This window comes from Bacillus marinisedimentorum, from assembly GCF_001644195.2.
GTDB classification, from domain to species: domain Bacteria; phylum Bacillota; class Bacilli; order Bacillales; family Bacillaceae_O; genus Bacillus_BL; species Bacillus_BL marinisedimentorum.
Window position 1 is genome coordinate 13,862 of record NZ_LWBL02000039.1, and the last position, 14,730, is coordinate 28,591.

General features: G+C 47.5%; 15 protein-coding genes. 2 read left to right on the forward strand and 13 right to left on the reverse strand.

Going from position 1 to position 14,730, the window contains the following annotated elements:
* Positions 1-45 precede the first annotated feature (45 nt).
* Positions 46-1,614: a stage V sporulation protein B gene (gene spoVB, locus A4U59_RS11140; protein ID WP_070120780.1), complete on the forward strand. Its 1,569-nt coding sequence runs from the start codon at positions 46-48 to the stop codon at positions 1,612-1,614.
* Between the two features lie 753 nt (positions 1,615-2,367).
* On the opposite strand, the gene A4U59_RS11145 is transcribed toward spoVB, so the two are convergent.
* Positions 2,368-3,045, reverse strand: a complete 678-nt coding sequence (locus tag A4U59_RS11145) for a DUF421 domain-containing protein (RefSeq protein WP_070120781.1) — start codon at positions 3,043-3,045, stop codon at positions 2,368-2,370.
* A 69-nt stretch (positions 3,046-3,114) separates the two neighbouring features.
* On the reverse strand, positions 3,115-4,407 hold the full coding sequence (locus A4U59_RS11150) for an ArsB/NhaD family transporter (RefSeq protein WP_070120782.1): 1,293 nt from the start codon (positions 4,405-4,407) through the stop codon (positions 3,115-3,117).
* Positions 4,408-4,527: 120 nt separating this feature from the next.
* Here A4U59_RS11150 and A4U59_RS11155 point away from each other — a divergent pair, with 120 nt between their 5' ends.
* A complete protein-coding gene (locus A4U59_RS11155; RefSeq protein WP_070120783.1) occupies positions 4,528-4,908 on the forward strand; it encodes a TIGR04086 family membrane protein in 381 nt (126 codons plus the stop codon).
* A gap of 75 nt (positions 4,909-4,983) precedes the next feature.
* Here the strand turns inward: A4U59_RS11155 and yajC are convergent, their stop codons facing one another.
* From yajC to safA, 11 genes are all read right to left on the reverse strand, one after another.
* The gene (gene yajC / locus A4U59_RS11160; protein WP_070120784.1) at positions 4,984-5,244 is read right to left on the reverse strand and encodes a preprotein translocase subunit YajC; all 261 of its coding nucleotides are present in this window, start codon (positions 5,242-5,244) and stop codon (positions 4,984-4,986) included.
* Positions 5,245-5,287: 43 nt separating this feature from the next.
* Complete coding sequence (gene tgt, locus A4U59_RS11165) at positions 5,288-6,427, reverse strand: tRNA guanosine(34) transglycosylase Tgt (RefSeq protein WP_070120785.1); 1,140 nt, start codon at positions 6,425-6,427, stop codon at positions 5,288-5,290.
* Positions 6,428-6,457: 30 nt separating this feature from the next.
* Positions 6,458-7,486 (reverse strand): tRNA preQ1(34) S-adenosylmethionine ribosyltransferase-isomerase QueA, encoded by a 1,029-nt coding sequence (gene queA, locus A4U59_RS11170; protein WP_070120786.1) that lies wholly within the window; start codon positions 7,484-7,486, stop codon positions 6,458-6,460.
* 95 nt (positions 7,487-7,581) lie between these two features.
* A complete protein-coding gene (locus A4U59_RS11175; protein WP_070120787.1) occupies positions 7,582-7,794 on the reverse strand; it encodes a DUF2905 domain-containing protein in 213 nt (70 codons plus the stop codon).
* Positions 7,794-8,753, reverse strand: a complete 960-nt coding sequence (ruvB, locus tag A4U59_RS11180; protein WP_070120851.1) for a Holliday junction branch migration DNA helicase RuvB — start codon at positions 8,751-8,753, stop codon at positions 7,794-7,796. The genes A4U59_RS11175 and ruvB overlap by 1 nt, the downstream gene beginning before the upstream one ends.
* 53 nt (positions 8,754-8,806) lie before the next feature.
* Positions 8,807-9,418 (reverse strand): Holliday junction branch migration protein RuvA, encoded by a 612-nt coding sequence (gene ruvA / locus A4U59_RS11185; protein ID WP_070120788.1) that lies wholly within the window; start codon positions 9,416-9,418, stop codon positions 8,807-8,809.
* Positions 9,419-9,878: 460 nt separating this feature from the next.
* Positions 9,879-10,451 carry an intercompartmental signaling factor BofC gene (locus A4U59_RS11190; RefSeq protein ID WP_070120789.1) on the reverse strand — a complete coding sequence of 191 codons (573 nt, stop codon included), beginning with the start codon at positions 10,449-10,451 and terminating at the stop codon, positions 9,879-9,881.
* 129 nt (positions 10,452-10,580) lie between these two features.
* Positions 10,581-11,324: a YebC/PmpR family DNA-binding transcriptional regulator gene (locus tag A4U59_RS11195; protein ID WP_070120790.1), complete on the reverse strand. Its 744-nt coding sequence runs from the start codon at positions 11,322-11,324 to the stop codon at positions 10,581-10,583.
* Positions 11,325-11,789: 465 nt separating this feature from the next.
* The gene (locus A4U59_RS11200) at positions 11,790-12,434 is read right to left on the reverse strand and encodes a YhcN/YlaJ family sporulation lipoprotein (protein ID WP_070120791.1); all 645 of its coding nucleotides are present in this window, start codon (positions 12,432-12,434) and stop codon (positions 11,790-11,792) included.
* Between the two features lie 91 nt (positions 12,435-12,525).
* A complete protein-coding gene (locus tag A4U59_RS11205; protein WP_157888171.1) occupies positions 12,526-13,518 on the reverse strand; it encodes a phosphotransferase in 993 nt (330 codons plus the stop codon).
* Positions 13,496-14,656 carry a SafA/ExsA family spore coat assembly protein gene (gene safA / locus A4U59_RS22220; RefSeq protein ID WP_070120793.1) on the reverse strand — a complete coding sequence of 387 codons (1,161 nt, stop codon included), beginning with the start codon at positions 14,654-14,656 and terminating at the stop codon, positions 13,496-13,498. The genes A4U59_RS11205 and safA overlap by 23 nt, the downstream gene beginning before the upstream one ends.
* Positions 14,657-14,730 lie beyond the last annotated feature (74 nt).

The following is a 14,730-nucleotide window of genomic DNA, read 5'->3' on the forward strand; positions in this document are numbered from 1 at the left end:
ATTGTATAGGATAACTGATGTTTTGAGAAGAAGGCAGGGGAACAAATGACAAAACAAACGTTTTTGCAGGGGACAATTATTTTAATGGCCGCAGGCTTGATCACACGGCTGCTGGGATTTGTCAACCGGATTGTCGTAGCCCGGATTATGGGTGAAGAAGGGGTCGGCCTGTATATGATGGCGATTCCCACCTTGATTTTGACCATCACGCTTACCCAGTTCGGCTTGCCCGTTGCGATATCAAAGCTAGTGGCCGAAGCCGAAGCTCAAGGCGATGACAAAAAAATCAAAAGGATACTTGTCGTATCTCTCGCAATTACCGGTACGTTAAGTGTCATTTTTACAACTGGAATGATATTGCTGGCCCCGCTCCTGTCTAAAACACTTTTGACAGATTCAAGGACGTTGTTGCCGCTGCTCGCCATATCGCCTATCGTACCGATAGTAGCTTTGTCCGCTGTGTTGAGAGGTTATTTCCAGGGACGGCAAAACATGAAGCCAGGCGCATATTCAATGGTGATTGAACAGGTTGTGCGGATCACACTTGTCGCCGTGCTGGCAAAGATGTTTCTTCCTTACGGAGTTGAATATGCCGCTGCCGGAGCAATGGTGTCGGTAGTATTCGGCGAACTGGCTTCCCTGCTTTATATGCTGACAATGTTCAAATTGAAAAAGAGAATGAAAGTAAGGCGAAACTTTTTTAAAGAAATCAAGTCAAGCAAACCTACATTTGTTGATTTGATGGGCATTGCCATGCCGACAACTGGAAGCAGGCTTATTGGTTCGCTCTCTTTCTTTTTCGAGCCAATCATTGTTTCTCAAAGCCTTGCGATAGCGGGAGTTACTACCGCAGTAGCCACTCGGCAATACGGGGAACTGACCGGCTATGCATTACCGCTCATGTTCCTGCCGTCTTTCATCACTCATTCACTTGCTGTTTCGCTTGTGCCGGCAATCAGTGAAGCGGCGGCCAAAAACCAGCCTCATTTGATTGAACACCGTCTGCAGCAGGCATTGCGGCTTTCAATGGTGTCTGGCGGTTTGGCCATCGTTGTCCTTTATGTGTTTGCCGGTCCGCTCCTTGAAATGATGTACGGTTCTTCATCTGCAGTAGTGTTTATCAAAGTGATGGCCCCATTTTTCATCTTCTACTATTTTCAGGGGCCGCTGCAGGCGGCACTGCAGGCGCTCGACCTGGCCAGAGCAGCGATGGTGAACAGCCTGATCGGAAATGTTGTAAAACTGGCCGCGATTTTTGCACTTGCAACACGGCCCGAACTCGGGATTATGGGTGCCGCTCTGGCGATTGTCATCGGCACTTTGCTCGTCACACTGCTTCACTTCGCTACCATTATCAAGGCAATCGGATATACGGTTTATTTAAAAAACTATTTGAAAGTATTCGTAACCATCATTATCTCAGGAGGTGCCGGTTTTTTTTACATCGATCACTTCTTTCAGCTGTTTTCCAAAAATGCCTCCACCGTTATCGGGGTTACCGTTACCTGTCTTGTCTATTTGATGATGCTCATTTATTTTCAACTCATCAAACGGGATGAAGTCGCACCGATACCAGTGATCGGCAGAGGACTTGCCCGGCTGTTCAAAGAGTAGGGCACTTGTAGCTGCCGGCAGCAAAGAAACACTTGTGTTACAGCGCCGGGATACTAAAAAACGCGCCTGCAAGAACAAATGTGCAAGGCGCACGCTTAGCGGCGTACACATAAGCGGGGGGTACGGGTGGGGATCACCGCTTAGACGATAGCCGCTGGCGCCTGGAGCTGGACGATTCCCTTCTGGCTCTTTATCTACAATACTTGAATTTTATAAATTCCTTAACAAAAACAAAAATTCACTGGCTCATCAGCAAGTGAATTGAATTAGAAATTATTACACACCAAAATGTCCAGGTGGAAAATCTGGACGTTTTGGTTTTATTGGCTTATTCAATTAAGGCACCCTTTAACGGAATAAATAATTACTGAATATAATAGTTCCTATTCTCGAGCTTATCCGTTCCTTTCCGCTGCAGGCATTCGCTTTCACCACGGGCACAAGTGCGACATCCGTTCCTGCTTCCCTCCGGCCGCACTCACGGTGTCTTCTTTGCCGCGGGGCGTCCAGGAAGCTCCTCATCGCTGGCGCTTCTGCTGGGTCTTCCATTGCCGTTCATTAATTGGCGCAGGAATATTTTTAAACAAACCAGTCCTGCCCGATTACACCTATTTTAATTAAAATCACATTTACACTAATGAAAGTTCCATAACAGTACAAAGAACAGTTAAAATTATATGTGATTTTTCCCAAAAACAATTTGTATTTTTAATTTTCCCCCGATAACTGGTTCCATTATGAGGAAAGAAAAGGCTACGTCTTTTTCTCATCCTTCTCATCGATATAAATATTCCCTTGTTCATCAATTGAACAATAAGATACATCCTCGATATTATCAAACCCCTCCTGCCGGATGGTTTCCCGCAGCCAAATCAAGTCCCGTTTTGCTCTTTTGAGGTTGTTGCCGCTCACTTTCCCGTCAACAATCAGGGGAACCGGGAAATCGACAACTGTCTTTTTGCTTTGATCATCGCTGCTGGACTGTTCTTTTTCAAAGACCGATAATTTGCCGGACGGCTCTAAAATGGCAAATTCCACATCTGCAATGTCTTTCACCTGTTGTTCCCTGAGCTGGACGAGAAGGTCATTGAAGTTATAGCGCTGCTTTTTCATTTCCTTTTCCCGGATTTTACCGTTTTCGATGAGTACGGTTGGACGCCCATCAAGAATATCGCGAAGTGTCTTGCTTTTCAGCGATAGATACGAAGTTGAAAACTGAAGCATCAGCAATACAGCCATTGGAATGAAGGTGTTGATTAGCGGGACTTTCGGATCTTCTATAGAAAGTACTGCAATTTCTGCCAGCATAATGAAAACTACAAGATCAATGATGCTAAGCTCCCCGATTTCGCGCTTGCCCATCAATCTGAAAATGAGCACAATAACCGCGTATAACAATAATGTCCGCAAACCGATCATCGTCAGATCCATTTCAAGCCCTCCCAGGTCATTCTATTCCTAGTTTGGGCTTTTCAGGAAAAAATTATGTTCGAGTTGTTGTCACATTTGGTAATAGATCAAGTATCTAAAGTAAATATAAATCGTTGATATGAGCATCGACACAAGCACAACGGGTATCCCTACCTTCATGAAATCGATGAATTTGATTTCATGCCTGGCTTTTGATGCAAGGCCGGCAACGACCACATTGGCCGACGCACCGATCAAAGTGCCGTTTCCGCCCAGGCAGGAACCGAGCGCAAGCGACCACCATAACGGATCAAGATTGGTCATTCCGTATTCCTGAAATTCGGTTATGACTGGAATCATGGCAGCTACAAATGGAATGTTATCAACAAACCCGGATAAAATTCCTGATGTCCACAAAATGAACAGGGATGTTTTTGGCAGATCGCCTTCTGTGTAATACAAAATGTTTCGTGCAATTTCGTCGATTATACCGACCTGCTCAAGACCGCCGACCAGCATAAAAAGGCCAATGAAAAAGAACAGTGTGACCCATTCCACATTTTTAAATGCTTCTTCAGTATCGTATTCCCGGTGGGTGAGAAGAAGGAGCAGAAGCGCTCCCCCCATCGCCACACTTGTCAGGTCAGCATGGATGATCGGATGGAGAACAAAGCCCATTATTGTGCAGGATAGTACCGCAATGGACTTGTACAGCAAAGGCGATCTCTGCAAGAAATCGGAAGCATTCATCGCCAATAGTTTTTGCCTGTTTTGTTCTGAAATATAAAGGTTTTTCCGGTAAATGAGGGCCATGCAGCATACGACGATTACCAGAATGACAATAGCGACAGGAGCAAGATTGACGAGGAAATCATTAAACGTGAGATGGTCCACCGCCTGGCCGATCATGATATTTGGCGGATCACCGATCAAGGTGGCGGTGCCTCCGATATTCGAGGACAAAATAACCACTGTCAAATAAGGAACAGCCGGAACCTGGAGGATATTTGTCAAAGTCAGCAGCACCGGCACGAACAGGAGCACGGTCGTCACATTATCAAGAAACGCTGACCCGACAGCCGTCATCCCTGCTATCATGAACAGGAGCTGAATCGGTTTTCCCTTTATGGATTGGGCCACAAGGACAGCAATGAATTCAAAGACACCTGTTTTGCTTGTGACCGAGACAAGAATCATCATGGAAAACAAGAGCGCAATTGTATGCCAGTCTATATATTCTTTAAAGACGTGATCAAGATCATATACACCGAATAGCAGCATCGCTAAGCCGCCCGATCCTGCTACCAGTGCCCTATTGAATTTCTCACTGATGATAAATATGTAGCTGATGACGAAAATCAGCAATGCGGTAAGTGTAGCCAAACCTTTCCCCTCCTTGTCCCTTACTCCATCCTATGCATGGACACTGGTGAAATATTTATTCTATTTCAAACGGTCCTGAATAAGCTTGTATAAATGGGACAACAATGGGGGAGTGATTATATGCCGTTAAAACAGCTTTCGAGTGCGATTTTGTACGGTCTGGCGGTAATGATGGGCATAGCGGCTGCTGCCAGTGCACTGTCTGCAACTTTTCTACGCTTCACTTCAGTCACGGAAAGCACGATGTCGTGGATTATTCTTTTCCTGTCATTTGCAGCACTGTTCATTGGCGGTTTCATAGCGGGGGGCAAAGGCAGGCAAAAAGGAATGCTTGTCGGTTTCATCACCGGCCTCGCTTACCTGTTCATCGTCTTTTTGATTCAGTTTCTTGGATTTGGGAACGGAATGAGCATGCAGCAGCTTGTCTATCACGCAGGCTTTTTGCTGACAGCGGCACTGGGTGGAGCGGCTGGCGTCAACGTCGCTGTGAAAAACAGCTAGAGGGCAAAGCGGCAGATAACTTCCGCCACACATGAAAACAGCGCGGGCCCCCAGGAGTCCGCGCTGTTTCTATTTCTATTCACTTATGACATCTCTGATTGCAGATCGGTCATATGTAAGCCTTGATCCGTCACCGCAGCGGATGACAACCTTATCTTCATCAATCGAATCGATTGTGCCGTGAAGGCCGCCGATCGTCACGATCCTGTCCCCTTTTTGCAGGTTTGACTGCATTTGCTGGACCTGCTTCTGCTTCTTTTGCTGAGGCCTGATCAGTAAAAAATAAAACAGCACAAACATTAAAATAAGCGGCAATAATTGCACCAATGTATTCATCGCTTTCACCCCTTTCCAAAATAGGACAAGCAAGTGGATTCAATCAGAAGTTCTTACTATCCGGTTTGTTGTAACCGTACTGCTCGAAAAATTCCTCCCGGAAGTCTCCGAGCCTGTCTTCTCTGATCGCTTGTCTGACCTGTTCCATTAATTTTATCAAAAAATATAAGTTATGGTAAGAAGTTAATCGGAATCCAAATGTTTCATTCGCTTTGACAAGGTGCCTGATATACGCACGGGAATAATTCCGGCAAGTATAGCAGTCACAATGTTCATCAAGAGGACGGAAGTCTCTTGCATATTTGGCATTTCTGACGACAAGCCGCCCTTCGCTCGTCATGCATGTCCCGTTTCTCGCAATGCGTGTCGGAAGCACGCAGTCAAACATATCGACACCGCGCAACGCACCGTCAATCAGGGAATCCGGTGAGCCGACGCCCATCAGATAGCGCGGTTTCTGTTCCGGAAGAAGCGGTGTCGTGAATTCGAGCACCCTGTTCATGACATCCTTCGGTTCTCCTACAGACAGTCCGCCTACCGCATACCCCGGGAAATCGAGTGAAATGAGGTCCTGTGCACTTTGCTTGCGTAAATCTTCATACTCGCCCCCCTGGATGATTCCGAACAGTCCCTGGTCTTCGGGACGGGTGTGGGCCTCAAGGCACCTTTCGGCCCACCGGCTTGTTCTGGATACAGAATTTTTCACATAATCGTATTCCGCAGGATAAGGCGGGCATTCATCAAATGCCATCATGATATCAGACCCGAGGGCATTTTGGATTTCCATTGCCTTTTCCGGCGAAAGGAACATTTTTTCACCGCTGATATGATTGCGGAAATGGACGCCCTCTTCTTCAATTCTTCGCAAATCGCTTAATGAAAACACCTGGAATCCGCCTGAATCAGTCAATATCGCCCTGTCCCAATTCATGAATTTATGGAGGCCACCCGCTTCGCGGATGATTTCATGTCCAGGACGCAGCCATAAATGATATGTGTTGCTGAGAATGATGCCCGCATCCATCTCTTTGAGCTCTTCCGGGCTCATCGTTTTAACAGTTGCCAGCGTGCCTACAGGCATGAAGACAGGGGTGTCAAATGATCCGTGCGGCGTATGGACACGCCCCAGGCGGGCGCCTGTCTGTTTGCACGTTTTGATCAATTCATACGTTATTGCAGCCATTAAATGATCATTGCTCCTTTCTGGTCTGCTCTATATAATGAGCATCGCATCACCAAAGCTGAAAAAACGATAGCGTTCTTTTACAGCGGTATTGTATGCGTTCAATACATGTTCCCTGCCTGCAAGCGCGCTTACAAGCATAATCAAAGTCGATTTCGGCAAATGGAAATTGGTCACCATGCCGTCAATTGCTTTAAATTCATAGCCGGGAAAAATGAATATATCCGTCCATCCGGATGATTCCTCGAATCGCCCGTCGTTTTTTCCGGCAATCGTTTCAAGCGTACGGGTTGAAGTGGTTCCGACTGAAATGATGCGTCCGCCTTCCTGCCTTATTTCGTTGAGCAGACGGGCTGTCCCTTCTGTCATAATGTAGTATTCCCCATGCATCTCATGTTCTTCAACTTTTTCAGCGGTGACCGGCCTGAATGTACCAAGGCCGACATGCAGGGTGATGAATGCGATCTTCACCCCTTTTTCCCGTATTTCTTCAAGCAGTTCCTCGGTGAAATGGAGGCCTGCCGTCGGTGCAGCTGCCGAGCCCCTTTCCCTGGCAAATACAGTCTGGTATCTGTCCTGGTCATCAAGCTGTTCTTTTATGTAAGGGGGCAGCGGCATTTCCCCGAGTGAATCGAGGACTTCATAAAAGATTCCGTCATACATGAAATCAAACTCCCTTGCCCCCTGTTCGCCTATTCCCGTACAGCGCGCCTTCAGGCGCCCGTCGCCAAATGAGAGGACGGTTCCTTCCTTCACCTTTTTGGCTTGCTTGACCAGTGTCTCCCAGCGGTCACCTTCGACCTGCTTCAGGAGCAGGACTTCGGCTTTCGCCCCCGTATCTTCCTTAGCACCGTAAAGACGGGCCGGCAGCACTTTAGTATCATTCAGGACAAGGCAATCGCCTTCTTCCAGATAATCAATAATCCGCCGGAAGATTTCATGCTTCACTTCACCTGTCTTGCGATCAAGCACCATCAAGCGTGAAGATGTCCGGTCTGCAAGCGGGGTCTGAGCAATCAATTCCTCCGGCAAGTCAAAATCAAATAATTTCACATCCATAAGCTCCACCTATTCTAAACAAAGATAAGACGGCTTTGCCGCCACAACCGTAAATTGTAACTGACTTACCGCAAACATGGAAGTGATATCGCATGTCATCTGAAAAAACGTCCAAAAACCATGAAAAGCAAGGAAAGGACAATGCTGACGACAATAGATGTCACAATCGGAAAGAAAAAAGTTGTATTGCCCTTTTTAATGACGATATCTCCCGGCAGTTTACCGATGAACTGCCCGATCAGCTGCCATAACAATCCGACAACAACAAGCAGCACGCCGAGAGTGATAATCACTTTTCCGGTATCCATCAGTTCTCTGGAACCTCCATTCCGAAGTGCTCATATACGTTCGCTGTTACAATTCTTCCCCGCGGCGTCCGCTGCAAAAACCCGATTTGCATCAAATATGGTTCGTATACATCCTCTATCGTATGGGATTCCTCTCCGACAGTTGCCGAAATGGTATCAAGACCGACCGGTCCGCCCCGGTATTTCTCGATGATCCCCTTTAATAATTTATGGTCAATATGGTCCAATCCTAACCGGTCAACCTGGAGCAATTCAAGGGCATCATTGGCAAGGAGAGCTGTAATTCTGCCATCCCCGCGCACCTGGGCGAAATCACGCACCCTTCTCAGCAGGCGATTTGCAATCCGTGGTGTTCCTCTTGAACGGCGTGCTATTTCTTCGGCTGACTCGGGATCGACATGTACCTCAAAAATATCTGCAGTCCGCTTCACAATTGCGGTGAGATCTTCAGCACGGTAATACTCGAGCCGGCTCAGTACGCCAAAGCGATCGCGGAGCGGAGCTGACAGGAGCCCCGCCCTCGTTGTTGCACCGACAAGGGTGAAAGGGGGCAGATCGAGCCTTACTGAACGGGCACCGGGGCCTTTCCCGATGACGATATCCAGGCAAAAATCCTCGAGTGCCGGATACAGCACTTCTTCCACTGACCGGGGCAGCCTGTGGATTTCATCGATAAAGAGCACATCTCCCGCTTCCAATGCAGTCAAAATAGCCGCAAGGTCTCCGGGCCGTTCTATCGCTGGCCCGCTTGTGGTGCGCAAATTGACGCCCATTTCATTGGCGATGATCGCCGCAAGCGTCGTTTTACCAAGTCCCGGCGGTCCATACAATAGGACGTGGTCAAGCGCTTCCTCCCTGAGTTTTGCCGCTTCAATGAACACAGATAGGTTATTTTTCACTTTTTCCTGGCCGATATACTGTGCCAGCAATTGCGGTCGGAGGGATTGCTCCAGTGACATTTCTTCATTATGCAATTCTCCGGAGACGACTCTATCCTGTTCCTCCACCCTGTTCACCTCCCGCTGTTCAGCATGAGCTGAAGTGCCTTTTTAATATATTCTTCCGTTGTAAGACGCTCGTTTTCAAGCTTCGGGATCACTTTTTTGATTTCCCTTCCCGCATATCCGAGGGCTTCCAGGGCAGCCATTGCTTCATCGAGCTCCGGATGAAGTTCCTTCTGGTTGGCAGCTGTTTCTTCTCCCGGCTGGAACAAATCAGGCATCAAGTCTCCGAGCTTGCCCTTCAGATCGAGAATAATCTGTCTCGCAGTCTTTTTACCGACACCGGGGAATTTGGTCAAATATTTTTCATTCTCATCCTCTATCGCTTGGACGACATGCTGAACCTCGCCTGTTGCAAGAATGGCAAGACCTCCTTTTGGCCCGATCCCTGACACATTAAGCAATTTTTCAAAAAGCCAGCGTTCATCTCTCGTCTTGAAGCCAAACAGTGTGGAGGCATCCTCCCTCACATAATGATAGGTGAAAATTTTAATTTGCTCGTTTTCATTTTTTTGATAAACAAAGGGATTCGGGCAAAAAACCTGATACCCGATCCCTCCTGTGTCGATAATGATATATTCAGGGGATATGTAATCCACTCTTCCATGAACAAATTCAATCACTGTAGTGTTCCTCTCCCATTTACATTAATCGGTCCGCTGTGACCCATTGTTTTTCTGCATCATATGCGAACATGCATTTCCTTAACTTATTTTAACATAGAATGCGGAAACTTGAAGCATCTGTTGGAAGAACTGAAGTGATACACTGAACACCCGGGTGTCCTTACGGCATTTACACAAGAAAAGCGCATGGCGCCCGCTTAGCGGCGTACGCATAAGCGGGGGTACCCGCAGGAAGGCGATTTTCCCTTCCGGAGGGGATCACCGCTTATGGCGATAGCCGCTGGCGCCTGGAGCTGGACACTAACCTTACCTGAAAAACTTATGCTTTCTTACCTTATTAAAAAAACTCGCCGGCCGGCGAGCCTTTCAGGCGGCGACAGAGGCGAATCTGCATAAACCTGTCCGCTGTGATGACAAATTATACTTTCCTGGACGGGAAAAAAGCTAATCACGGAGATTAGCTTTCAGGTGAAATTTTATAAGGTTTGAACGTCTCGATCACATGGACATACTCTTCCTTAGTCTGGACCGGTATGCCTTCCAAAAGTTTTTGCTGCTGTCTGCTCTCCAGTTTCCCTACATCAATTTGATAAAAGGTTTGAATAGCCTTCTGTGATTTCGGATGCCCTTCATAAATTGTCAGAATGCCGTTGTCGGCGAGGCCGAAGTACCCGTTTGCCTTCAGCAGCGGGGATATATCGTCAATGTTTTGCCGGAAAACGACCATGCTTTCATCCTGGTCGACGAGCTGCCATTCTTCGTATTGTGCCCAAAAATCTTCCATGGAAAGGATCGTTTCCTTTTTAACTTCTTCGCTGATTTCTCCATCAAGGTACATGCGCTGCAGTTTGACTGTAACAGTCAGCGGTCCGGAAACTTCGTACGCTTCACTATTTTCTGTGCCGGATACCTTAACGGGATCCTGGCTTTTCACTTCGCCCTCTGGCCCGTTTTCTGCAAAAGTCAGCACCAGAATGACTGCTGCAAGTGTGATCAGGAAGATTGAGTACCCATTCATTTTTGCCCTCATATGGCTCACCTCTTCAGGCAGGTTTTCGGTCCGGCAAAACAAACCTCTTCAGCCGGATACAGCCTTGATCGTAAAAAGACTTCCATTTTGCTCAATTATAGTATGAACAAAAATGGAAGTCTTTATCCATCAGAGGTGTGTTTCATCATTCATATCAAAATTGTGATAGATATCCTGTACATCTTCCTCTTCTTCCAGCATATCGATCAGCTTTAACAGCTTTTCCTCATCACCACCCGCAACATGCGTATACGTTTGGGGAACCATCGTCGTTTCAGCGGTCGAAAATTCAAACCCTTTCTCTTTTAATACTGTTTTGACCCTATCGAAACTTTCGAAGTCTGTGTAAACTTCAAACGTTTCATCCGTCGTTTCAATTTCTTCGGCCCCGGCATCAATCACTTGCAGCATCATGTCATCTTCCCCGATAGTAAGACCATCCCTTTCAATAACAAGGTAACCTTTAGGGTCAAACATGTAGGACACACAACCATTTTCACCGAGGTTCCCCCCATTTTTTGAAAAAGCGTGGCGTACCGCTGCTGCTGTCCGGTTTTTATTGTCTGTCAGAACGTTCACCATAACCGCTGCTCCTCCGGGCCCGTAACCTTCATATGTGAATTCTTCGTAGTTCACACCGTCAAGGCCCCCGGTCGCTTTTTTAATTGCTCTCTCAATATTGTCATTTGGCATGTTATTCGCTTTCGCTTTATCAACAGCAAGTCGGAGTGCCGGATTGGTTTCCGGATCACCATCTCCATTCTTGGCGGCAACAAATATTTCCTTTGCGAGCTTCATGAATATTTTGCCGCGTTTTGCGTCCTGTGCATTTTTCCGTCTCTGTATGTTTTTCCATTTCGAATGTCCTGCCATTGGCCGCTCCTCCCCCTGTAAAAATTATTACCTGTTGGTTTATGAAAAGAACATGATGCTGATACAGGCTATTCCATTATTCTTGAGGCCATATAATAACTCAAAATTCAGGTATCTTCCCAATTCCCACTACAATATAGCCTAGCATACCGTTTTTTTTCTGGTCAAAAACTCGTCCGCTTCATTTTATGGCGGAACCGCATATGGTCGTGTTCTTTAAGGATACGCTCATCAAGTTGGCTGAGAAAGACACCGTGATTGCGGCCGAAATGCAGCAAATACGGATGTCGCACTTATGCCTTTTAATACTCTGACCGCTTCTTTGTGATTCATTGTTATGTAACAGCGAACAATATACCTTCCCATTTGCTGACTGACAAGTCCACTATAGAAAGAACACGTTACGTTATACGGCCCTTTCTCACCACAGAAAAACCAGGCGGAAGTTCACGCCTGGTTTTTTCGCTAATCAATAACCGCATCCTCGCCGTCAAACATATCACGGATATCTTCTTTAATCTCACCTGTCGGAAGTCCATTCCGTAAATCGTTATCGATATTCCGCACGCGGGCGAAGGTCGCGTCATCGGTCACAGCATCGACTTTTCTGCCCTCAGCAAACTTCCTGGCCACGTTCACCGCCTCCGCTTTTATACGGTTTTTATCTGCTGCGTCTGTATGCACCGCCACAAGTATACGATCTTTATAAACAACCGTCCTGGCATCACCGACTCCATCAATGCGCATCGCCCTGCGCGTTATCTTTTCAGCGAGGGCTCCTTCGTATTGGTTGAAATAAGATGAACGCGGTTTCTGTTCAAGTGAATCGACATGACCGCTGTAATTGTAATCCGCATAACGTTTAATGGGCTGTTCTTCACCGTCCGCGTTTCCATCACGGTCAATTATATCTGTGATCATGCCGTCGGGACCGCGGTTGATGTAGTTCCCGCCATAACCTGTCTGTCCCCTGCCGTCATTTCCTTCATGGAAAAAACTGATCTGGTCAGGGTATTCAAAACGTTCGTTACGCACATTGTCGTCCATATTACATGCCGCCAGACTGCCGAGAGATAGAACAGATGAAAGGATTAATGTTTTTTTATTCAATGGAAAAACCCCCTTTCTCCTATAGGATGGCATCAAGGGGGCAGATTTACACTGTTAGTTTCCGGAAGGCTGGACATTAACCGCGCCATGTTTAAATTTCACTTGCAGTGTTGAGGACAAACGCCTTCCTGTTCGACAGTTCACGGAGCGTAAAATCACGCAGGTTCCTCGCATCGTTCCTTTTGCTCCGGTACCGGAAAAACCGGTTCCACTCCCGGTAAAGATCAGCGGGGAAAATTAGAGCAAGCGAAAACCATTCCTCATGGATCAGACGGCCAAGGGCCTTTTCGTATTCACCAATTCTCCAGCCGCAATGCGGCAGTGTCCGATTTAAATACTGGAGGTAATCATAAGCCTGAGGCGCCGGGGCGGCAAGATCAAAATCGATCAAGTAAAGTTGCCCGCCGCTTGATTGAAGGAAGTTGTGATGTACCGTGTCACCGTGGATGAACCGGCCCTCTTTTCTCGCTTCCCTTTCCAATTCATCTAACTGCCGGGGCTCTGTTTCCCGGAAAAAAAGTTCTCCCCATGAGAGCAATTCATCAACAGCTTCTCTTCCGACCCACCTGGCTGTTAGCGGTGCTGATTGCTGAAATTCTTGAAAACGAAGCGCCCATTTTTCATACAGGGAAAACTGCGGAAAAGCAGTCACGAGCTCCTGCGGAAGATCAGCAGCCTTTTCGTGGAAGGACATAAGAAGACGCAGGCCTTCCTGGCGTCCAGCTGAAGTGCCATAAGAAAATTTTTCGCTGCTTTCTTCGATATACTCACTGATCGTCCAGTAGTACCCTTCCCCTGGAATTGTCCACTGTCCGGCAGGAAACGCTAAAAAAGACGGGATTTTTTCAAACCCTTTTCGTTTGAGCTGCTGCAGAAGAATGATTTGCTGGATTGCTTTCTTTTCAGATGAGTATCCTTTAAGGAGCAGGTTCTGTAAATCAGATTTAACCACCGCAACGTTCTTCTTCAAAAAATTATAGCTTCTGGCAATCAAATCACCTTCGGTTTCTAACAGAAAAAAGAGGCGATCTCGATTGATATCGCCTCTTTTGTCCCTGAACTCAGTCATAGCTCTCTTCGTCAAACGGGAACCTTGCTCCCGGGTAAGCGGGATCTATCTGTTCGGACTCGCGCTGTCCATATGTCCCAGGGAAGGCCATACCATAGCCCGGTCCTGCTCCGTAACCTGGTCCCGCTCCGTAACCTGGTCCCGCTCCGTAACCTGGTCCCGCTCCGTAGCCCGGTCCTGCTCCATAGCCTGGTCCCGCTCCGTAGCCCGGTCCCGCTCCGTAACCTGGTCCCGCTCCGTAGCCCGGTCCCGCTCCGTAGCCTGGTCCCGCTCCGTAGCCCGGTCCCGCTCCGTAGCCTGGTCCCGCTCCGTAGCCCGGCTGCATGCCGTAACCTGGCATTTGCGGCATTTCAGGACTTTCATCCATATCCATATCCGGATTCATACCCATATTCATATCATTATCCATATCCGGATTCATCCCGTGCCATGTCCCCGGCATCTGCTGGCTGCCATAAGGTGCAGCCATGCCATATCCATCTCCGCCGCCCGGCAAACCGGAACCCGGAAGAACAGGTGAGCATGGAACACAATTAGGCGGAACCTGCATGGCAGGCTGCTGCATCATTGGCATTTGTTGTGGCATTTGTTGCGGCATTTGTTGCGGCATTTGTTGCATTGGCATTTGTTGCGGCATTTGATCCATCGGCATTTGATGCATCGGCATTTGCGGCATTTTCGACATTGGCGGTGCCTCTTCTTCAGCAGGCGAAACCATCTTTTCCGGGCTTTCCATCGACTCTGGTTTCATCGGCTGATGATACTGGGGCATCTGGAATGTATAGGAATAATGATGCTGAGGCGGCTGCTGCGGTGCATAGTTGATCGGCATCTGAATCATGTTGATATACGTATCCGAAGACTCATGATCCTCCATCGGCAGGATTTTTTCCGGCTGGGCATAAGGTGATACGGCTTTCGGAGGTTTCATCTCCATTTTTTTGGCAGGTTTAACCTCCATTTTCGGCGCAGCCTGCATTTGCTTTTTCTTGACTGGCACCCCGCCGGTAGGAATTTTAATTTTCATTCCCGGCATAATCATATCCGGATTACTCAGCTGTGAATTCACTTGCTTAAGTTCACCGAAGTCAACTCCATACTTGTTTGCGATTTTCCAAAGGGTGTCTCCCTTTTGGACGATATGAATTTTCACGAGCGAATCTCCCTCCTGTGCAAAGTCACTACAGTATATGACTCACTGGGCAAATTGCCACTATCATTCACAAC